The sequence below is a fragment of the Blastococcus sp. HT6-30 genome (genome assembly GCF_039729015.1).
Lineage (GTDB): Bacteria > Actinomycetota > Actinomycetes > Mycobacteriales > Geodermatophilaceae > Blastococcus.
On the sequence record NZ_CP155792.1, the window covers coordinates 1101020 to 1120676 of the forward strand.

General features: G+C 76.0%; 18 protein-coding genes, 1 tRNA gene and 1 pseudogene. 9 read left to right on the top strand and 11 right to left on the bottom strand.

Annotated elements, in window-relative coordinates:
* Positions 1–68: 68 nt before the first annotated feature.
* Positions 69–215, bottom strand: coding sequence for a hypothetical protein (locus ABC795_RS05290; RefSeq protein ID WP_347059868.1), 147 nt, complete (start codon positions 213–215; stop codon positions 69–71).
* Between the two features lie 77 nt (positions 216–292).
* Between ABC795_RS05290 and ABC795_RS05295 the strand changes: the two are divergent.
* The 3 genes and pseudogenes from ABC795_RS05295 to ABC795_RS05305 all read left to right on the top strand — a co-directional run.
* A pseudogene (locus tag ABC795_RS05295) lies at positions 293–514 on the top strand (cation transporter); the annotation flags it as partial.
* 40 nt (positions 515–554) lie between these two features.
* Positions 555–872 carry a cation transporter gene (locus tag ABC795_RS05300; RefSeq protein ID WP_347060687.1) on the top strand — a complete coding sequence of 106 codons (318 nt, stop codon included), beginning with the start codon at positions 555–557 and terminating at the stop codon, positions 870–872.
* Between the two features lie 14 nt (positions 873–886).
* Positions 887–1225, top strand: coding sequence for a hypothetical protein (locus tag ABC795_RS05305; RefSeq protein ID WP_347060751.1), 339 nt, complete (start codon positions 887–889; stop codon positions 1223–1225).
* A gap of 101 nt (positions 1226–1326) precedes the next feature.
* On the opposite strand, the gene ABC795_RS05310 is transcribed toward ABC795_RS05305, so the two are convergent.
* The 7 genes from ABC795_RS05310 to ABC795_RS05340 all read right to left on the bottom strand — a co-directional run bounded on the left by ABC795_RS05310 (position 1327) and on the right by ABC795_RS05340 (position 8372).
* Positions 1327–1980, bottom strand: coding sequence for a hypothetical protein (locus ABC795_RS05310; protein WP_347059869.1), 654 nt, complete (start codon positions 1978–1980; stop codon positions 1327–1329).
* Complete coding sequence (locus tag ABC795_RS05315) at positions 1977–2630, bottom strand: GNAT family N-acetyltransferase (protein ID WP_347059870.1); 654 nt, start codon at positions 2628–2630, stop codon at positions 1977–1979. Before ABC795_RS05315 ends, ABC795_RS05310 begins: the two co-directional genes overlap by 4 nt.
* Positions 2631–2899: 269 nt before the next feature.
* The gene (locus tag ABC795_RS05320) at positions 2900–5428 is read right to left on the bottom strand and encodes an FtsX-like permease family protein (RefSeq protein ID WP_347059871.1); all 2529 of its coding nucleotides are present in this window, start codon (positions 5426–5428) and stop codon (positions 2900–2902) included.
* A gap of 6 nt (positions 5429–5434) precedes the next feature.
* Positions 5435–6271, bottom strand: a complete 837-nt coding sequence (locus ABC795_RS05325) for an ABC transporter ATP-binding protein (RefSeq protein ID WP_347059872.1) — start codon at positions 6269–6271, stop codon at positions 5435–5437.
* A 37-nt stretch (positions 6272–6308) separates the two neighbouring features.
* Positions 6309–6431: a hypothetical protein gene (locus ABC795_RS05330; RefSeq protein ID WP_347059873.1), complete on the bottom strand. Its 123-nt coding sequence runs from the start codon at positions 6429–6431 to the stop codon at positions 6309–6311.
* Between the two features lie 74 nt (positions 6432–6505).
* The gene (locus tag ABC795_RS05335) at positions 6506–6739 is read right to left on the bottom strand and encodes a heavy-metal-associated domain-containing protein (protein WP_347059874.1); all 234 of its coding nucleotides are present in this window, start codon (positions 6737–6739) and stop codon (positions 6506–6508) included.
* A gap of 97 nt (positions 6740–6836) precedes the next feature.
* Positions 6837–8372: an MFS transporter gene (locus ABC795_RS05340; protein WP_347059875.1), complete on the bottom strand. Its 1536-nt coding sequence runs from the start codon at positions 8370–8372 to the stop codon at positions 6837–6839.
* Positions 8373–8500: 128 nt separating this feature from the next.
* Here ABC795_RS05340 and ABC795_RS05345 point away from each other — a divergent pair, with 128 nt between their 5' ends.
* The 4 genes from ABC795_RS05345 (at position 8501) to ABC795_RS05360 (ending at position 14783) form a co-directional block, all read left to right on the top strand.
* Positions 8501–11209, top strand: coding sequence for an AAA family ATPase (locus ABC795_RS05345; protein WP_347059876.1), 2709 nt, complete (start codon positions 8501–8503; stop codon positions 11207–11209).
* Between the two features lie 116 nt (positions 11210–11325).
* Positions 11326–11814: a hypothetical protein gene (locus ABC795_RS05350; RefSeq protein ID WP_347059877.1), complete on the top strand. Its 489-nt coding sequence runs from the start codon at positions 11326–11328 to the stop codon at positions 11812–11814.
* Between the two features lie 45 nt (positions 11815–11859).
* Entirely contained in the window at positions 11860–13002 is a 1143-nt protein-coding gene (locus tag ABC795_RS05355; RefSeq protein WP_347059878.1) for an FAD-dependent oxidoreductase, read from the top strand.
* Positions 13003–13169: 167 nt separating this feature from the next.
* Positions 13170–14783, top strand: coding sequence for a molybdopterin-dependent oxidoreductase (locus ABC795_RS05360; RefSeq protein WP_347059879.1), 1614 nt, complete (start codon positions 13170–13172; stop codon positions 14781–14783).
* Positions 14784–14903: 120 nt separating this feature from the next.
* Here the strand turns inward: ABC795_RS05360 and ABC795_RS05365 are convergent.
* Positions 14904–14979 (bottom strand) — tRNA-His (locus tag ABC795_RS05365).
* Positions 14980–15067: 88 nt separating this feature from the next.
* Positions 15068–15715: an oligoribonuclease gene (orn, locus tag ABC795_RS05370; RefSeq protein ID WP_347059880.1), complete on the bottom strand. Its 648-nt coding sequence runs from the start codon at positions 15713–15715 to the stop codon at positions 15068–15070.
* A 157-nt stretch (positions 15716–15872) separates the two neighbouring features.
* Here orn and ABC795_RS05375 point away from each other — a divergent pair, with 157 nt between their 5' ends.
* Both ABC795_RS05375 and ABC795_RS05380 read left to right on the top strand, forming a co-directional pair.
* Entirely contained in the window at positions 15873–17057 is a 1185-nt protein-coding gene (locus ABC795_RS05375) for a hypothetical protein (RefSeq protein WP_347059881.1), read from the top strand.
* Positions 17058–17206: 149 nt separating this feature from the next.
* Positions 17207–18985: a hypothetical protein gene (locus ABC795_RS05380; RefSeq protein WP_347059882.1), complete on the top strand. Its 1779-nt coding sequence runs from the start codon at positions 17207–17209 to the stop codon at positions 18983–18985.
* Positions 18986–19000: 15 nt separating this feature from the next.
* Here the strand turns inward: ABC795_RS05380 and ABC795_RS05385 are convergent, their stop codons facing one another.
* Positions 19001–19627 carry a TetR/AcrR family transcriptional regulator gene (locus ABC795_RS05385; protein ID WP_347059884.1) on the bottom strand — a complete coding sequence of 209 codons (627 nt, stop codon included), beginning with the start codon at positions 19625–19627 and terminating at the stop codon, positions 19001–19003.
* Positions 19628–19657 lie beyond the last annotated feature (30 nt).

Genomic DNA, 19657 nt, shown 5'->3' on the forward strand with positions numbered 1-19657 from the left:
GGAACCGTGCGATCAGATCATCGAGGAGCCCGAACCGGTGGTGGCCAGCCGAGACCGCAACCAGATCATCACGACGTCCCACGCTCCGGTGACCAGCAGCAGGCCAGGAGGAGGTAGCCAGGGACCAGCGGCAGCACGCATGGCGGGGCGGTGCTGATCAGCCCGGCGAGCGCGAGCAGCAGCGAGCCGTCGATGACGGCGCCCAGGCCTCCCACGGTTCGGCCCTCGGCCAGCAGCTTGTCGAGCGCAGCGCGCAGGTCGTCCTCGGGGAGGCCGAGGAAAGGAGTGCCGGATGAGCGCCGGGCACGACCACGTGGACGCGCACGGTGGGGCGGGCGCCGACCGCCGACGCCTGCCCATCGTGCTCGCCCTCACCGCGACCGTGCTCGTCCTGCAGCTCGTCGGCGCAGTGGTGTCGGGCTCCCTGGCGCTGGTCGCCGACGCCGCGCACGCCGCCACCGACGCCGCCGGCCTGGTCATCGCACTGCTCGCGGCGACCCTGGCGCTGCGCCCGGCCACAGCCCGGCGCACCCTGGGGGTACCGGCGCGCCGAGGTGCTGGGCGCCACCCTGCAGGCCGCGGTGCTGCTCGCCGTCGGCAGTTGGATCTGCATCGAGGCCGTCGGCCGCTTGTTCCAGCCGGCCGAGGTCGCCTCGACCTCCGTGCTCGTCTTCGGCGCGCTCGGCCTGGCGGCCAACGTCGTCGGCATCCTGGTGCTCACCCGCGGCGGTGCCCGCGACGGCAGCGGCAACAGGCGCGCGGCGCTGCTCGAGTTCGTGAACGACGCGCTGGGCTCGGTCGCGGTGCTGGTCGCCGCCGCGTCATCGCGCTCACCGGCTGGCAGCAGGCCGACGCGATCGCCTCGCTGGTGATCGTCGCGCTCATCGTGCCACGCACCTTGAAGCTGCTGCGTGAGACGGTGTCGGTGCTGCTCGAGAGCACCCCACCGGGGCTGGACCTGGATGCCGTCCGCACCCACCTGCTCGCCCAGCCGCACGTTCTGGGCGTCCACGACCTGCACGCCTCCCAGATCACCACCGGGCTGCCGGTGCTGACCGCCCACGTCGTCGTCGAGGACTCCTGCTTCTCCGACGGGCACGCCCCACGGGTGCTGGACCGGCTGCAGGCATGTCTCGCCGAGAACTTCGACATGAGCGTCGAGCACTCCACCTTCCAGCTCGAAGCCGCCGCGCACGCCGATCACGAGCTCGCCGCCCACGGCTGACCGACGTGTGCGGGCCGGTCACCGTCGACCAACCTGTACGGGCTCGACCTCACCGACCGGCTCGACCACGGCCTGCGGCTGCTGCTCGCAGGCCTGCGAGCTCAGCTGTCACCCGTCGACGACGGTCCGGTCCGGTCGACGCTGGTAGCCGGGGTGGCGACCCGGCGGAGCAGCGGCTGCTCCGGCTTCTGCACGAGGCGCGACGCGGTCGCCGGCGGGTGCTTCGGCCAGAGGGTGCAGGGCAGGGGCCAGGCCAGCGCCCAGATGATCAGCCCCGCGGTCAGGCCGTTGATCCAGCCGGTCAGGTGGGCGGTGCGGGCCGGGTCGTCGACTGCGAGGACGGCCAGGCCGAGCAGGCCGCAGGCCACGCCCCACCCAGCGAGCGCTCGGGCCCACAGCCTCCACTCGTAGCGGGCGCGTGCCTGCCCGTACGGCGGCCGGCGGACCGGGGGCGAGCCGCCGGCGAAGCGGTGGGCGAAGCGCTGGTCGGCCCACTGCAGGGTGGTCGACCCGAACGCCACGGAGAAGCCGATGTAGACGGCGGCGAACCCGTGCGCGGCACCGGCCGCGCTGGCCGAGCGCAGGTCCAGGACGGAGGCGACGAGCAGGATGAGGTCGATCACCGGGGCGCCGGCCAGCAGGATCGCGCTGGTGCGGCGCAGGCGGAGAACGTAGCGGGCGACCAGGCCGGCGCCGAGCAGGCACCAGAAGCCGACCTCGCACACCACGATGAGCGCGATCAGGAAGCCGTTCACCCGACGGGCTCCGCTCCGACCGCCGTCCCGGTCGCGCCAGGCTCCGTACCGGCAGGGAGTGGCGCACGGTGCATCAGCCAGGTGCGCGGGCCACCGTCGGGCAGGTCGACGACGTCGGTCACCGTGAAGCCGAGGCGCTGGTAGAAGCGCACGTTGCGAGCCGCGCTGGTCTCCAGGTGCACTGGGATCCGGTCCCGGTCGGCTCGGGACAGCCCTGGTGCCAGGGCAGCCGCGCCCAGGCCGCGCCCCTGCTGGGGTCGGGCCACGCCGACGCCGGCCAGCAGCAGGTGCTCGCCGACGGGCCGGTGCGGGGCGAGCACGGCATCGGCCGCGTCGGTCGCGGCGGCGCGGTCGCCGGCCAGGTCGGCGACCGCCGGCCCGATCTCGCGCCACACCTGATGGGGGACGGCGGTGCCGGGGATCCAGACGGCGACCGTCGTCAGGCCCTCGGCGGTGCAGCCGAGGTCGACGTGCCCGTACGGCAGGGCGACGGCGGTGAGGTACAGCTCCTGCAGTGCGGTCAGCCGCCGGTCGTGGTCGTCGGCGGCGACGGTCCAGCGGGTCCAGGGGTAGTCGGTGAAGGCGTCGGCGAGGATCCCGGCCGCAGCGGGGAGCTCGCCGGCCGTGGCGCGGCGCAGCTGCAGGCTCATCGCTCCGCCGCGTGCGGTTCGGTCGGTGCGAGGTGGCTGCAGGCCGCGGGAGTCCGGACGGCGGGCTCCTGGGGCCGCAGATTCGCGCCCAGGCGGCGGTAGACGGATCGCGTGGGGCGGGGGCGTCGTGGCGGGGGCGCTGCCGTCGGACGCGGGCGGGTGGGTCATGGTCGCCTCCCTGGGGTGGCGCGAAGTGGGTAGAGGGTGGACGGGCCGCGGTGGAGCGGTGCCAGCGCGGGCCCGTGTGCAGCCGGGCCGGCGCCGGGTGGTCACCGGGTGGCGATGGCGGTGAGCACGTCGAGCCGGGCGGCGCGGCGGGCGGGCAGCAGACCGGCGGCCAGGCCGGCGAGCATCGCGGCGGCGACCATGACCAGCAGGTGACCGACGGGGACCCTCATCACGAACGGGTTGTCCGCGGACAATCCGGCCAGGGTGGCCGCGGCCAGGACGAGACCGAGACCGACGCCCACGACCGCGGCGACGGCGGCGATCAGCGCCGCCTCGGCGCGGATCATCCGCGACAGCTGCGCGCGGGTCATGCCGACTGCCCGCAGCAGGCCGATCTCGCGGGTCCGCTCGACGATGGACAGTGCCAGGGCGTTGGTGATGCCCAGCAGCGCGATGAGGACCGCGAAGCCGAGCAGCACGGTGATCAGCCCGAGTACCTGGTCGACGGCTGCGGCGCGGCCGGCCGCGGCCTCCGCCTGGTCGAGGACCTCGGCGTTGGGGAAGTCGGCGACCGCCCTCCGCAGCGCCGTGCGTGCGTCGGCCGGGTCGGTGCCGTCGACGAGGGCGACGTAGACGGTGGCGTCGACGTCCTCGCTGAAGTGGGCGGCGTAGGTGTCCAGTGAGATGACGTAGCTGGTGGACAGCGCCCGGGCCGAGTCGTCGGCCATCAGCCCGACCACCTGCAACCGCTGCTCGCCGTCGCGCGGGAAGGTCAGTGCGAGCGTGTCGCCGACGGCGAGGTCCCGCTCGGCGGCGACGCCGTCGGCCAGCACGATCCCGCCGCGATCGAGGGCGGCCAGGTCACCGGCGGTCATCTCGATGTCGGCGACGTCGGGCAGGGTGGCCGGGTCCACCGCGGTCAGCGCGCTGGTCGTGCCGGCGTCCAGCCAGTGGCCGTAGCGAACGGAGGAGACGACGGCGACCTCGGGCAGGGCGGCGACGCGGGCGGCGACCTCCGGGGAGAGGCCGCCGAGCATCTCATCGCGGCTGCTCTGCACGAGCAGGTCAGCGGTGATCGCCTCACCGGTGGTCGCGCCGATCGCCTTCACCGAGCTGCCGAGCACCGCGACGAAGCCGACCACCGCCAGGCCGAGGGCAAGGGCCATCGCGGTGGCCGCGGTGCGCCGCGGATTCCGCACCGCGGACTCCCGGGCCAGCTGCCCGGGCACGCCGAGGCGGGTCAGCGGCCGGCCGACCGCGCTCGCCAGCCGCGGCGTCAGCACCGGGGCGAGCACGACGAGGCCGGTCAGCAGCAGCACCGCGCCGACGGCGACGCCGGCGATGTCGCGCAGCAGCGCGGCGGTGAGGAGCCCCGCCAGGCCGAGTCCGGCGGCCGTCCAGCCGGTGACCAGCCGGGCGCGGCGGGGCCGGACCGCTGCCGGGTCGGAGGCCCGCATGGCTTCCACCGGGGCGGTGCGGGCTGCGCGGCGGGCCGGGCCGAGCACCGCCAGGAGCGTGATCAGCGTGCCGGCGGCGAGGCCGATGACGACGGTGCGGGCGGTGACGGTCAGCGGCCCGTCGGGCAGCGCCAGCCCGGCGCCGGAGGCCAGCCCCCGCAGGGCGTAGGCGGCGCCGACGCCGGCGGCGGTGCCTCCCGCGGCGCCGGTGACGCCGACGAGCAGGGCCTCGCCGAGCACGGAGGCGAGCACCTGCCGGCCGGTGGCCCCTGCGGCACGGAGCAGCGCCAGCTCCCCGGCGCGCTGGGTGAGCACGATGCCGAAGGTGTTGGCGATCAGGAACGCGCCGACGACGAGACCGGCGGCGGCCAGGGCCAGCAGCACGATGCGCAGGTGGTCGATGCTCTCCTTGGCCGCGTCGGCGCTGGCGGCGGCGGCGTCCTGGGCGTTGCTGACGGCGTAGTCCTCGCCGAGGGCGGCGGCCAGATCCCGGCGCAGATCGGTCACGGCGACGTCCTCGGCGGCGAGCACGTCGACCGAGGTGACGCCGGTACCGAGGCCGAGCAGCCCCTGCCCGGTGGGCAGGTCGAGGAGCACCACGGTGCTGCCGGCCAGCCCGTCGCCGTCGCCCACGCCGGTCAGGCCGACGACGCGCAGCTGTGCGCTGGCGGTCGCTGACACGGTGACGGTGTCGCCGAGGTCGATGCCGTGCTCGGCGGCGGTGGCCGCGTCCAGCACGACCTCTCCGTTCCCGGCCGGAGCGCGGCCAGCGCGCAGCGCGTAGGCGGTGAACGGGGCCTCGGCCCAGGTGCCGAGGATGGTCGGCCCGGCCGGTGCGACGGCCTGCCCGTCGACCTGCAGCTGCCCGGGCCCGGTGGCGACCGCCCGGACCCGCTCGACACCGGGGGTGGCGGCGATCCGGTCGGCGAGGTCGGCCGGAAGCGGGTCGCGCTCGACCTCGACGCCCATCGCGGCATCGAAGGCGGCGGCACCGCGGACGGTGAGGTCGACGCCGGCGGCCGTGGTGCGGAACTGGTCGTCGAGCAGCCGGCTGCTGGTGTCGGTGAGCACGAGGCTGCCGGCCGCGAACGCGACGCCGAGGGCGACGGCCAGCCAGGTCAGCGCGAGACGGGAGCGGTGCGCGAGCGCGTTGGCGAGGGCGAGTCGGAACATCTCGGCTCACGCCCCCACTCGCCGGTCGAGGCCGGCCATGCGGGCGAGCACGGTGTCGGCCGTGGGGTCGGGGAGCTCGTCGACGACGCGTCCGTCGGCGAGGAAGACGACGCGGTCGGCGGACGCGGCGGCGACCGCGTCGTGGGTGACCATGACGATCGTCTGGCCCAGCGCGCGGGTGGCGTTGCGCAGGAATGACAGCAGCGCGGCGCCGGCGCGCGAGTCGAGGTTGCCGGTCGGCTCGTCGGCGAAGACCAGCTCCGGGCGGGCGATCAGCGCCCTGCCGACGGCGACCCGCTGCTGCTGCCCGCCGGACAGCTGCGCGGGGCGGTGGTCGAGCCGATCACCCAGCCCGAGCATCGCCACCAGCTCCGCCTGCCACGCCGGGTCGGGCCGCTTGCCGGCGAGGGTGAGCGGCAGGGCGATGTTCTCCGCGGCGGTCAGGGCCGGGATCAGGTTGAACGCCTGGAAGACGAAGCCCAGCCGCTCGCGGCGCAGCAGGGTGCGGTCGCGCTCGGACAGGGTGGTCAGGTCGGTGTCGCCGAGCAGGACGCGGCCGGAGTCGACGCGGTCCAGTCCGGCGAGGGCGTGCACCAGGGTGGACTTGCCCGACCCGGACGGGCCCATGACGGCGGTGAACTTCCCGGCGGGGATCGTGACCGAGGCGCCGTCCAGGGCTCGGACGGCAGCCTCGCCCCGGCCGTAGGTCTTCACCAGGTCGATGGCACGGGCGGCGATCGACGGCCCGTTCCTCCTCGCCGCCGCGGTGGCGGGGGAGGGGGTCGCGGTCGGCTCTGCGGGGGCGGGCCGCGGATGCGGCGGGAGGAGGGGGCGGGTGGGCACGGCGTCTCCTGGGTGGGGGCGAGGTGGTCGCGGGCGGTCAGCGGGTGCGGCGGCGGCGCGGGGAGCGGGCCTCGGCCGTCCGGGTGAGCCGGTAGAGGCGGGCGTCGCGGAGCAGCTCGGCCCGGCGGGCGCGGAAGAGCTCCTCGTAGAACAGGTGCACGGCGGTGTCCTCTCGTGGGTGTGCGCATCAGGGATGCCGGCGGCGGAACATCGGGTGCTCCCGCCGCCGGGAGGTCAGGGCAGGACGCGGTAGCCGGCCGCCTCGATCGCGGAGGCGATGTCGGCGCGGTCGACCGGTCGGGCGGCGGTGACGGTGGCCATGCCGCTGGCCAGGTCGACGGTCACGGTGTCGACGCCGTCGACGGTGGCGATCTCGGTGGTGACCGCTTCGCGGCAGTGCTCGCAGGTCATCCCGGTGACGGCGAAGGTGGTGACGCCGATGAACGTGCGGGGCGTGCCGGACAGCATGAGAACTCCTCGACGAGCAGCTGGTGGTGCCTTCGGTGATGAGAGTCGGCGCGGAGGTGGGTGCTTCTCGCCGGGGAAATCGCCGGGATCTGCTGGGTCAGCGGCCATGGGCGCCGTGGCCGTGCGCGCCGTGGCCGCTGGTGCCGGCCGTCGGCTCGCCGCCGGGAACGGCGAGCGCGGTGAGCACGAACAGCGCGGCCAGGACGGCGGCGGTGACGGCGAATGCCCGCCCGTAGCCGTCGATGAGGCCGGCGGAGGTGGCGAGGTCGCCGGCGACGGCGGTGAGCGCGGCCACGCCCAGCGCGGCGCCGATCTCGTGGCCGGTCATCATCAGGCCCGAGGCCAGCCCGGCGCGCTCGGCGGGCACGTCGCTCATGGCGGCGACGGCGATGGCGACGAACATCGGGCCGACGCCGGCACCGACGAGCAGGAATCCGGGCAGCACGTCGGCGGCGTAGGTGGTGCCGCCGGCGCCTGCGGCCAGCAGCAGCACCCCGGCGGCCATCACGACCAGCCCACCGAGAATGAGGGTGCGGGCGCCGAGGTGGCCGATGACCGCCGACGCGGCGGCGGCGGCCAGGGTGATGGCGGCGGCCAGCGGCAGGAACTGCAGCCCGGCGACGACCGGGGAAGAACCGACGAGGGCCTGCAGGTACAGCGAGGTCAGGAAGATGGCGCCGACCACCACACCGGTCACGCCGGCCATCACCGCCGAGGCCGAGACGAGCGACCGCATCCGCCACGTGGACGGGGGCACCAACGGGTCGGCGGCGCGCCGCTCGAGCCGGGGGAACGCGATCAGCAGGACCGTGGCGGCGGTCAGCGCCAGCCAGGTGCGCGGCGCGGCCCAGCCGGCCGAGCGGGTGGCCTCGATGCCGAACACCAGGGCCAGCAGCCCGAACACCAGGGTGAGCGCGCCGGGCACGTCCAGGCGGCGCAGCGCGCCGGTCCTCGAGTCGCCGTGGGCCACGGTCCGCAGGGTGCCGAGAACGACGGCGATGCCGATCGGCACGTTGATGAAGAACACCGCCCGCCAGCCCAGCGCGCTGGTCAGCGCCCCGCCGAACAGCACACCGGCGGCGATGCCGAGGCTGCCGACGGTGCCCCACACCGCGAGTGCGGTCTGCCGCTGCTTGCCGGCGTAGTACGTCGTGATGATCGACAGCGCGGCCGGGGTGAGCAGCGCGGCGCCCGCCCCCTGCGCCGCCCGGGCCAAGATGAGCGTGAGCGGTGTCTGTGCCAGGCCGCTGACCAGCGAGGCGGCGGTGAACAAGGCGATGCCGGCGAGGAACGCGCCGCGCCGATCGAGCAGGTCGGCGATGCGGCCGCCGAGCAGCAGCAGGCCGCCCGACAGCAGCACGTAGGCGCTGATGGTCCACTGGTGGTCCGCGGCCGACAGCTGCAGGGACTCGCCGATCGATGGCAGGGCCACGTTCACCACCGACACGTCCAGGACGACCATGAACTGGGCGGCGATCATGAACGCGAACACCGTCCACGGCCGACGCGGCTCGTCCGGGACCGGCGACGGCTGGCCCGACGCGTGGGAACCCGGGAGGGCGTCCGCGTGGACGGGGGCGTGCTGGTATCCGTGGGTGCGGGCCGCCGGTGCGGCGGCGTGGTGGGCCGACATGGCTCCTCCTCGAGGTGGGTCAGCAGGTCTGGCTCCCACGCTCGTCACCGCCACGATCACTCACGCCGGGAAAACCACCAGGTTCGTGATCTCGGGACCTGACCGCTGCGGTCGGTACGGTTCCGGTCGTGCTGGCCGGACGGGATGTCGAGCGGGCGGCGATCGCTGCGCTGCTCGACGCCGCCCGCGCCGGGGCCGGCGGGTCCCTGGTGGTCCGCGGCGTGGCCGGGTCCGGTAAGTCGGCGCTGCTGGCCGACGCGGTCACCGCCGCCTCCGGTATGCGGGTGCTGCGTACCTCGGGGGTGGAGTCGGAGTCCCCGCTGGCGTTCGCCGCGCTGCAGCGGCTGCTGTGGCCGCTGCGGTCCCGGATCGACGCACTGCCGGAGCCGCAGGCCGCGGCGCTGCGCGCGGCGCTGGGCGAGGCGACCGGTGAGGGCGACCGGTTCCTGGCGTTCCTGGGCACCCTGAGCCTGCTCGCCGACGCCGCCGAGGAGGCTCCGGTGCTGGCCGTCGTCGACGACGCGCACTGGCTGGACGACGCCTCCGCCGCGGCGCTGCTGTTCACCGCCCGCCGGCTGCAGGCCGAGCGGGTCGCGCTGCTGTTCGCCGCCCGCGACGGCGAGGCCTACGGCTTCGAGGCGCCCGATCTGCCCACCGCCGCTCTCGGCGGCGTGATCGGAACCGACGCCGACACGTTGCTGACCGCGCGGGGCGGCGGAACGGTCGACCCGGCGGTGCGCGACCGGCTGGTGGCCGCCACGGGCGGCAACCCGCTCGCCCTGGGAGAGCTCGCCGCCGTCCTCACCGGCGACCAGCTGGCCGGGCGGGCCCCGCTGCCGGAGCCGCTGCCGCTGACCGGCGGGGTCGAGCGGGGATTCCTCGACCGGGTCCGGCGCCTGAGCGACCCGGCCCAGTGGCTTCTGCTGCTGGCCGCAGCAGATGACACCGGCCGGCTGACCGTCGTCCGCGACGCCGCAACCGGTCTCGACGCCGCCGACGACGCCCTGGACGAGGTCGAGCGGATCGGTCTCGTGCGCGTCGACGGGGACACCCTCGCGCTGTACCACCCGCTGGTGCGCTCGGCGGTGTACCGGGCGGCCACCAGCGCGCAGCGCCGCGCCGCGCACCGGGCGCTGGCCGGCGTCCTCGGCGGCGACCCCGACCGGCGTGCCTGGCACCTGGCCGCCGCCGCCGACCGGCCCGACGACTCGGTGGTCACCGCGCTGGACGGCGTGGCCGAACGCGCCGCCGCCCGCGGTGGCCACGAGGCCGCCTCCGCCGCCTGGTCCCGGGCCGCCGAGCTCACCGTCGACAGCGACGCCCGCGGTCGGCGGCTGTTCGCCGCCGCCTCCTCGGCCTGGCTGGGCGCACACCCGTCGCGGGCTGCGGCGCTCGCGGAGGCCGCCGCCGCAGCCGACTGCTCCGACCCGCTGCTGCGCGCCCGGCTGTTCACGCTGCGGGGGCAGATCGAGTGGAACACCCGTTCGATCAACGACGGCTACGACCTCATCCTGCAAGCCGCCCAGGTCGCCGCCGGCGTGGACGAGGCGATGCACCACCAGCTGGTGATGCTCGCCGCCGCCTTGTCGGCGTTCGGCGCCCGATCACCGCGTCCGGCACCCCTGGTGGCCGAGCCTGCACTCGACGCGCCGCCGCGAGCGCGGGCCGCCTGGGCTCTGCAGCGCGGGTACGCCGCCGTCGCCGGACAGGACTGGGCGACCGCTGCGCAGTGCTTCCGGTGCGCCTTCACCCTGACCGACCCCGAACCCCCCGACGACCACGTGCTGCAGCCCAACCTCGGTATCGCAGCGATGCTCGTCGGCGACGACGAGCGCGGACTGCGGCTTCACGAGGAGCAGCTGACCGCTGCCCGCCGCGCGGGGGCGCTCAGCATGGTGGAGCACGCCCTCACCCGCGGCTTCTACTTCCAAATCGCGACGGGGGCGTGGGCGAAGGCCGCCGCCGCGGCGGCGGAGGCGCTACCGCTGGCGGCCAGCACCGGTCACGTCGGGCTGGCCGCGTTGCCGACCGCCGAGCTGGCGCTGGTCGCGGCGCTCCGCGGGGACGACGGGGCCGACGGTCGCCTCGCCGAGCTGGCCGCCATCCGAGAATCACATCCGGTCGGGATCACCGACGGCCTCGCCGTCGACCTCGCGCACTGGACGCAGGCGCTTCGGGCCGCGCAGCAGCCCGCCACCGCGGTGCACCACCTGACCCAGATCCGCGGGGCGGCGCTGCGCCGCATGGCCGCCCCCGATCTGTTCGACGCTGCCGTCCGCGGTGGCCTCGAGGAGGTCGCGCGCGCGTGGCTGGCCGAGCTCGATGCCTTCGCCGCCGGCACGGGCCTCCCCGCCGCGGTTGCCGTCGCGGCGCACGGCCGTGCGCTGCTGACCGACGGCTCCGAGGCTGAGGAGCACTTCCAGCGTGCCCTCGCCGCACACGGGGAATCGGCACGAGCGCCCGACCGGGCCCGGACCCACCTGGCCTACGGCGAGTACCTGCGGCGCGCCCGCCGGCGGGTCGACGCGCGCGAGCACCTGCGAGCGGCCCTCACCGTCTTCGAAGAGCTCGGCGCGGTGCCCCTCGCCGAACGCGCCGCCCAGGAGCTGCGTGCCTCCGGGCAGACCGCCCGCCGTCGCGACGTCACCACCGCCACCCAGCTGACCGCACAGGAACGCCAGGTCGCCGCTCTCGTCCGCCGCGGCCTGTCGAACCGGGACGCCGCCGCGCAGCTGTTCGTCTCGCCCCGCACCGTCGACTTCCACCTGCGCAACGTGTTCAGCAAGCTCGGCGTGGCCTCCCGCGCGGAGCTCGCCGCGCTCCCGCTCGAGCTCTGACCCGCTCGGCCGCCGCTCCGGCCCCGGCGGCCGACCTGGCGGTTCTCCCGGCGTGACCCGGCCGGCCCGCTCCTAGCGTCCGAGCCACACCACAGTCCGGACGCCAGGAGCTCCCGATGACCAGCACCGTCGGCAACCACATGCCAGAAGCGACCGCCACCTCGGATTCTCGCCGGCGCGGCGGAGTGCGCACCACGCTCGCCCGCCGCTGGCCCACCGGCATCGGCGTCGCGGCGGTCGCCGCCAGCCTCGCCGCCCTGGCGCCGCTGCCCGACCAGGTGCACGCCTGGATCAGCGCCTGGTGCGTGCTGCTCGCCGCGGTGATCTACCTGGTGTGGGGCACCGCCCGCGGCGACCTGGCCGACTGGCGGCTGCTGACCGCCCAGACCGCCGCGGTGCTCGGCTTCGGCGCGGTGGCGATGGCGGCGGTCGCCGTCGACCCGGCCGCCGCGCGCTACGTGCTGGCCGCCGGCTGGCTGGCCCACGCCGCCTGGGACGTCGCCCACCACCGCCTCGGCCGGGTGGTGCCCCGCTGGTACGCCGAGACCTGCCTGGCCGCCGACCTCCTGATCGCCACCGCCCTGCTCACCGTCGGCCTCGTCTGACCGCCGACACCCCTCCCGTCCCTCCTCACCACGCCTGGGGATCCCATGCCCACGTCACTGCCCTGCCCCGCCGGTCAGCGCGAGCTCCTGGATGTACTCGTCATCGGGGCCGGCCAGGCCGGCCTCGCGCTCGGTCACCACCTCGCCGCCCGCGGAGCGAACTCCCTGCTGGTCGACGCCGCACCCGAGATCGGCCATTCGTGGCGCTCCCGGTGGGACTCGCTGCGGCTGTTCAGCCCCGCCCAGTACGACTCGCTGCCCGGCCTGCCGTTCCCCGCACCCGTCGACAGCCACCCGAGCAAGGACGACGTCGCCGACTACCTCGCCGCCTACGCCGCGCACTTCGCCCTCCCGGTGCGGCTGGCCACCCCCGTGCTGCGGCTGCACCGCGACCCCGACGGGACCTTCGCGGCCACCACCCCGACCGGAACGCTGCGGGCCAGGCAGGTCGTCGTCGCCACCGGCCCCTTCCAGACGCCGCACGTCCCCGCCCTCGGCGATCGGCTGGACCCGGGCGTGCCGCAGCTGCACAGCGCCGAGTACCGGAACCCGACCCAGCTGCCCGGCGGCGGTCGGGTGCTGGTCGTCGGCGCGGCCAACTCCGGCCTGCAGATCGCCGCCGAGTTGGCCGCCGCGCAGCCGGTCACCGTCGCGGTCGGCACCCGGCCGACCGAGCTGCCCCAGCGCATCGCCGGCCGCGACCTGTTCTTCTGGCTGACGCGCTCGGGGTTCTTCACCGTGCCCGCACACACCCGCATCGCCCGCCGGCTGCGCGCCCGCGGCGACATCATCATCGGCACCCGCAGCGGCACTCTCCGCCGCCGCGGCATCGACTTCCGGCCCCGGCTCCTCGACCTCACCGGCCGCACCGCCACCTTCGCCGACGGCAGCACCGTCGACGTCGGCGCGGTTGTCTGGGCGACCGGCTACCGACCCGACTACGCCTGGCTGCACCTGCCCGGCGTCGTCGTCGACGGGCAGGTCCGCCACACCGGTGGGACGACCGCTGTGCCGGGCCTGCACTTCCTCGGCCTGCCCTGGCAGACCTGCCGCGGCTCGGCCCTGCTCGGGTTCGTCGGCGCCGACGCCGAGGCGCTGGCCGCCCGGCTGACCGCGGACGCCGCCGGGCCGCAGCAGCGCACCGCGCCCGGACCCGAAGCGGCAACCCCGGTGGTTCTCCCGGTGTGACGCCGGCGATGCGTTCCTAGCGTCGGCCGCAGCGCACCGACGTCCGTCCTGGCGGCCGCGCTGGCGAGGGCCGCACACCCCGTCGCGCCGGCCGGCTCACACCCGGCCGGACCGCCGGCCCGCCACTGATCGCGCCCTGACCGACCCGCGCACCCGAGGAGCCCTCGATGACCGCCCACCCCCTTCCTGGGCCGCGTCCCGGGCGGACCGGTCTGCTCGCCGGTCTGCTCGCCGCCGCGGCCGGTGAGATCGCCGCCTCCGCCACCGGCCGTGGCCGCTCGCCGTCCTCCGGCCTGGCCCGCGGCTTGGTCGACGCCTCCCCGGCGATGCTCGTCGACGGCGGTGTCGCCCTCGTCGGCCGGGCCGACAAACCGGGCCTGGCCGTGCTCGCGGCTGGTGCGAGCGGCCTCGCCGCGGCCGCCGGCGGCGCCCTGGCCGGCCGCCGTCCGGTGCTCGGCGCCGCCGTGGCCACTGCTCCGCACGCCGTGGGCGGCTACCTCGCGCTGCGCCGCGGCGACGCCTCGGCGCGGGACACCGCCGCCGCCACGGCTGCCGGCATGCTCGCGGCCGCGGCCGCGGTCGCCCCGCTGCGGGTACCGCGGTCGGCGGTGCTGGCCGCCGCCGCGACGGCCACGGGCGCGGTCGTGGCCGCGGACCGGCGCGCGCGCCGTCGCGGCGCTGCCGCGCTGCGTGACCGGGTGGCGTTGCCGACCCCCGTCCGGCCGCTGCCGCCGGTGTCCGCCGCCGACGCGGCACCGCAGACCGGCGTCGCCCCGCTGCTGGCCCAGCCCGGTGAACTGGTCGTCATCGACGTCACCGTCCCCGAGCCGCGCACCGACCTCGGCACCTGGCGACTCGAGGTGGACGGCGAGGTGGAGCGGCCGCTGTCCCTTCCCCTCCGCGAGCTGCTCGCCCTGCCCCTGGAGGAGCGGGATCTACTGATGATCTGCGTGCACAACCCGGTTGGCGGCGACCGGATGGGTTGTGCCCGCTGGACCGGCATCGGCCTGGCCGAGCTGCTCGGGCGGGCCGGCGTCTCCGACGGCGACGGCTGGCTGGTCGCCGAGGCCGTCGACGGCTACACCAACGTGCTTCCCCTGTCCGTCGCTCGCGCCCACGGCTTCCTCGCCGTCGGCATGGCCGGCCGGCCCCTGCCCCGCGAGCACGGCAGCCCGGCCCGGCTGCTCGTCTCCGGCCGGCACGGGCAGGACGGCAACATCAAGTGGCTGCGGCGCCTCACCGTCACCTCAACCCCGCCGCTGTCCTACTGGGGCTCCCGCGGCTGGGCCGACGGCACCTACCCGGTGCACCCGGCCGCCCGGATCGATGCCCCCGGCCAGCACGCCCACATCGAGCCCGGCGAGATCGTCGTCCGCGGCTACGCCTGGGCGCCGCCGGTCGGCGTCGACTGCGTGCAACTGCAGGTCGACGGCGGCCCGTGGACCGACGCCACCCTCGGCGTCGACCTCGGCCCGGATGCCTGGCGGCCCTGGACGGCCCGCTGGGTGGCCACGCCTGGTCCGCACCGGCTGCGCGTCCGGTGCCGCACGACCACCGGCCAGTGGCAGGAGGAGCAGACCGCGACCCCGTTCCCGCGTGGGGTGCACGGCATCCACGCCGTTCCTGTCCACGTCGGCAGCGGGCCGGTGGTTCCGGCGATCCGACGCCTGGTGAGCGATGGCGCCACACGCATGAGCTGGGCCGCGCGCAGCGTCGCAGCCTGGCGACACCGGGCGTCCAGCGGTTCGACGACCACCTGGAGCGCCGGCGGGACGAGCTGATCCCCGACAACGGCCGGCGTGCGACAGCGAGGGGAGCACCGGGCGTCGTCGTGCTTCTCCAGCGCGGGCCGGAGAACGGGAGAGGCCCTGGTCAGCGAACTGACCAGGGCCTCCACCGGGTGGGGTGAGTGACGGGGCTCGAACCCGCGACACCCAGGATCACAACCTGGTGCTCTACCGACTGAGCTACACCCACCGTGCCTCCGCCCGGACGCAGGCGCCCGGAGGGAACGGGACAACGATACCGGAGCCGGTGCGCGACTCCGTCGGGGGAGTCGGGGCGGTCAGGCGGTGGCGGCGTCCCCGGACGCGAGCAGCTCGGCGAACGAGCCGACGACCTGGTCGGCGGCCTTCTTCGCCTGGTCGCCGCTGGGGCCCGGCGCCGGCACGAACAGCGTGCGCCGGTAGTAGGCCAGCTCCCGCACCGACTCGATGATGTCGGCCAGCGCCCGGTGGGCGAGCCCCTTGGGGGGCTGGGCGAAGTACACGCGGGGGAACCAGCGGCGGGCCAGCTCCTTCACCGAGGAGACGTCGACCATCCGGTAGTGCAGGTGGTCGTCGAGCTCGGGCATGTCGCGGGCGAGGAAGCCGCGGTCGGTGCCGATCGAGTTGCCGCACAGCGGGGCCGTGCGCCGGTCGGGCACGAACCGCTTCACGTAGGCGAGGATCTGCTGCTCGGCGTCGGCGACGGTCAGGGTCGCCGCCCGGACGGCCTCGGTGAGACCCGACTTGGCGTGCATCTCCGCGACGAACTGGGTCATGCCGTCGAGGTCGGCCTCGTCGGCGGAGATGATCAGGTCCAGCCCCGGGTCCACGACGTTGAGCTCCGAGTCGGTGATCAGGACCGCGACCTCGATCAGCTTGTCCTTGGTCAGGTCCAGCCCGGTCATCTCGCAGTCGATCCAGACCAGGTGTCCCGCGCTCTCCGCCACGTCGTCCGACAGTACGCACCGCGTGTCCCGGCCGCCCCGATCACCCCGCGTGTCCTCGCATGTCCCACCGTGCCCGGGGGCGCGACCGGAACGGCCCGGGATCGGCGGGGATGACGGCTAGGGTCGCCGGAACGTCCTCTCGTCAGGAAGCTCTTCCGTGTCTTCTGCACCCGCCCCCGCAGCGACCGCCGTGCCGCAGGCGCCGGGAACGCTCCGCGCCGGTCTGGCCCACCCGATCGCCCTGGTGAGGTGGCTCTGGGCGGCGTACATGACCCCCGGCCGCCCGGGCCGCGCCACCGATCAGACCGAGCTTCGCTGGATCTACACCGCGTGGCTGGCGGCCTTCCTGCTCAAGATGCTCGGCTCGTCCTGGGACGTCTCCTGGCACTTCAAGTGGCTGCGCGACGACCTCGCGCCCCCCCACCTGCTCAACACCGTGGGCACCGCGGCCGTCGTCGTCCTGGTGCTGTTCCACAGCTACAGCGGCTACGGGGTCGACCGGCGGGCGCTGCGGCTGATGCAGGTCGGCAGCGCCGCCTTCCTGGTCGCGATCCCGGTCGACCTCGTCAACCACCGGGTCAACGGCCTGGACATCACCAGCTGGAGCCCCAGCCACGCCCTGCTCTACATCGGGACGGCGATCATGCTGGCCGGCGCGCTGCGCGGCTGGTGGCTGCACGCCGCACCCGGCCGCACCCGGGAGCTGGTCTCGCTGGGCCTGTGGCTGTTCTTCCTGGAGAACGTCGTCTTCCCGAACCAGCACCAGGAGTACGGCGTCCTGTCGCTGGAGGCGTACGCCGCGGGGCGGACGACGGCCGAGCCGTCCCTGCTGGACTTCGCCGCCGCGCAGGGCCAGACCCCCACGATGTTCATGCTGCCGGTGCCCTCCTGGGTGCACCCCGCGTGGCTCGTCTGCGCCGGCCTGCTCACGCTGGTGGTGGCCCGCAAGGTGGTCGGGCTGCGCTGGACGGCGTCGGTCATCGCGATCGGCTACCTCGGCTACCGCGGGGTCATGTGGCTCGGCCTCGTCGCGACCGGATTCCCGCCCTCGGTGCTCCCGGCGGTGCTCATCCTGGGCGCGGTGCTGATCGACGTCGCCGTCACCCGGGGCCTTCCCGGCTGGGTGGCCGCGCCGGTCGTCACGGCCGCCGTGTACGCGGCCGCGTTCCCGCTGGACGCGTTGGGCCTGCTGCCGCCGTGGAACTGGTGGTCGGTGCTGCCGGTCGCCGTCGGGTTCACCGTCCTGTGGAGCGCGGTGGACGTGCTGGAGCACAGCTCCCGGCGGACCGGCTGGCGGGCCGCGGACGAGCCGGCCGCCGCGGCGGAGCGCGTCGCCGCCTGACCCTGCTGCGCCGGCTCACGACGCCCGGCCGGCCCGGTCCGTGACGTAGCGTCGGGGGACGGCTGCGCCACGCCTGCAGGCCGGCGCCCCGCACCGGCTCCTGCCCGGCGCAGCCCTGACCGCACACACCGATCGCCCCGGAGGACGACGTGCTGGCCCTGACCCCGGCGCCGCTGCAGACGGCGGGGGAGCGCGCCTTCTTCGGCGAGCTCGCGCGGTGGGACACCGGCGCCTCGGTGCGCGCCGCCGTGGTCGCCTCCGTGCCGCTGGTCGACGGGCCGCTCGGCCGCCGCCAGTCCGACGCGGTCCTGCTGGTGCCCGAGGGCATCGCGGTCATCCGCGTGGTCGAGGTGCTCCGGCAGTCCGGCGTCGTCACGGCGACGCCCGAGGGCGCCTGGACCATCGCCCCCGAGGGTGGTCCCAGCCAGGTGCTGCAGCTGGCCGGCGGCGGGTCCAGCCCGCTGGACGGGTTGATGCGGGCCGGCATGGACACCGCCGTGAAGCTGCGGCGGGCGGGCCTGGAGCCCGGCCGGATCGCACGCCTCACCGTCCTGGTCGGCGAGATCACCGGCCTGGTGCCGGCCGATGGCGACCTCGGCGAGGGCGACCAGGTGGCCACCCTGGACCCGCGCTCGCTGCTGCTGGCCTTCGCCCGCGCCAGCCGCCACGCCGGCGTCGACAACCCCCGCCTGTGGACCACCGCCGACGTGCGGGCCGCGCTCGAGGCGCTGGAGCTGCCCGGCCGGGGCCCGACGGTCGAGGAGCTCAACGGAGAGGCCTTTCCGTACTCGCCGTACGTGCTGCGCCGTCCTCAGCTGCTCACCCCGGCGGCGATGAACGCCTCCTCGGCGGCGGCTCAGCCGGCCGCACGCGTCGAGGGGCCGCCGGCCCCCGCGGGGCCGGCGGCCCTCGCCGACGACCGGCCGGACGCGCCGGCCCCCGGCGGGGACCCGCCGAGCGCGACCGCCGTGGCGCGGGCGGTGGCGGCCTCGGTCGCCTCCGCGCACGCGGCCGCGGTGGCGGCCGCCGCGCCGGCAGCTCCGGCGCCCGACCTCACCCGGCAGCGCGACACCGTCGAGGTGGACGGCCCACCTGCGCCGCCGGGCGGCGACGCCGGCATCGGTGGCCTCTTCGGCGGCGCCGAGCGCGACCGCCACCCCGACGGCGGGGCGGCACCGCCCGGTGGCCCCCGGACGGCCGTGCTCCCGGCGGCGCCCCGGTCGGCCGAGCCGCCGGCCCGGCCACCGCTGTCCCCGGCCTGGGGTGCCACCGCCTCCGGACGGGACGACGACGCTCCGCCCGGCCGGCGCCGCTGGACCGCGGCCCTGGTCGCCGGCGTCGTCGCCCTGGTGGCGCTGGTCGGGGTGGGTGCCTGGCTCCTGCTCGGCGGCGAGGCGGACCAGGACGTCCCCGGTGCCGGCGGGACGCCTGCCCCGGGCACCGCCGCGCCGGGGCCTGCCGAGGGCGACGTCCGGTCCGTCGACGGCACCGAGTTCACCGTCGAGGCGGTGCAGGTGGACGACACGTGCGCCGGTCACGCCTACGGCGAGGTGGCCGACTTCTTCGCCGCCACCGACTGCGTGGGGATGTCCCGAGCGCTGTACTCGACGCAGGTCGACGGCGCGCCGGTCGTCGTCTCGGTGTCCCGGGTGGCCATGTCCGACGCCGCGGCGGCCCGTGAGCTGCGCGCGCTCACCGACCGCGACGGCAGCGGCAACGTCAGCGACCTGCTCCGCGAGGGCGTCACCTACGACGGCGGCCCGGCGGGGCTGCGTTCGGCGGAGTACGCCAGCGCCGTCTCCGGCCCGACCGTCACGGTCGTGGAGAGCGCCTGGGTCGATCCGGCGACCGCCGGCAGCCTGGCCGCGGTGGACGAGATCGCCTCCGACGGGCTGGCCCTGCCGGTCCCGCCCCCGCCCGGGGGCTGAGCCGCACCGGGGCCCTCAGCCGGTGGCGGCCGCCCACGCCATGCCGCGCAGCAGCGCGGCCATGGCCGTCCGGTCGAGCCGGCCGGCGCTGTGCGGGGTCGAGTTGATCAGGCCGAAGACGGCGTGCGCGCGCGCCCGGCAGGCGGCCGCGGCCGCGTCCGGGTGCAGGCGCGCGAGCACCGCCACCCACACCTCGACGTAGCGCCGCTGCAGCCGGCGCACCTGCCCGGCCTCGCTGTCGGGCAGCGAGGTGAGGTCCCGGTCGTGCACGACGATGAGCGCGGGGTTGTCGAGGGCGAACTCGACCTGGAAGTCGATCAGGGCGCGCAGCTGGGCCGCCGGATCGGGGCCCGCGGTGGCTACCCGCGCCCGGCCGCCGTCGGCCAGCCGCTCGCTGATGCGCAGCAGCATCTCGGCCAGCATCGCGTCCTTGCTGGTGAAGTGCCGGTAGATCGCGGGCCCGGTCACCCCGACCGCCGCGCCGACGTCGTCCACGCCCACCGACCGCGAGCCCCGCTCGGCGAACAGCTGCGCCGCCGCCTGCAGGATCTGCTCCCGCCGGGACGGGCGCCCGGCGTCGGCGAGGAGGGCGGTGTCCTGGGCGGCGGAGCCCGGGTCCAGGCGGGTGCCGGCCGGCGTCATGCCAGGGATGCTAGCCCCGCCGTGAACGAC

Bases quoted from the DNA above. Each gene is read 5' to 3' on its own strand.
- ABC795_RS05340 (WP_347059875.1), bottom strand. From the start codon at position 8,372: ATGTCGGCCCACCACGCCGCCGCACCGGCGGCCCGCACCCACGGATAC.
- ABC795_RS05320 (WP_347059871.1), bottom strand. From the start codon at position 5,428: ATGTTCCGACTCGCCCTCGCCAACGCGCTCGCGCACCGCTCCCGTCTC.
- ABC795_RS05360 (WP_347059879.1), top strand. From the start codon at position 13,170: ATGACCGCCCACCCCCTTCCTGGGCCGCGTCCCGGGCGGACCGGTCTG.
- ABC795_RS05350 (WP_347059877.1), top strand. From the start codon at position 11,326: ATGACCAGCACCGTCGGCAACCACATGCCAGAAGCGACCGCCACCTCG.
- ABC795_RS05355 (WP_347059878.1), top strand. From the start codon at position 11,860: ATGCCCACGTCACTGCCCTGCCCCGCCGGTCAGCGCGAGCTCCTGGAT.
- ABC795_RS05315 (WP_347059870.1), bottom strand. From the start codon at position 2,630: ATGAGCCTGCAGCTGCGCCGCGCCACGGCCGGCGAGCTCCCCGCTGCG.
- ABC795_RS05385 (WP_347059884.1), bottom strand. From the start codon at position 19,627: ATGACGCCGGCCGGCACCCGCCTGGACCCGGGCTCCGCCGCCCAGGAC.
- ABC795_RS05335 (WP_347059874.1), bottom strand. From the start codon at position 6,739: ATGCTGTCCGGCACGCCCCGCACGTTCATCGGCGTCACCACCTTCGCC.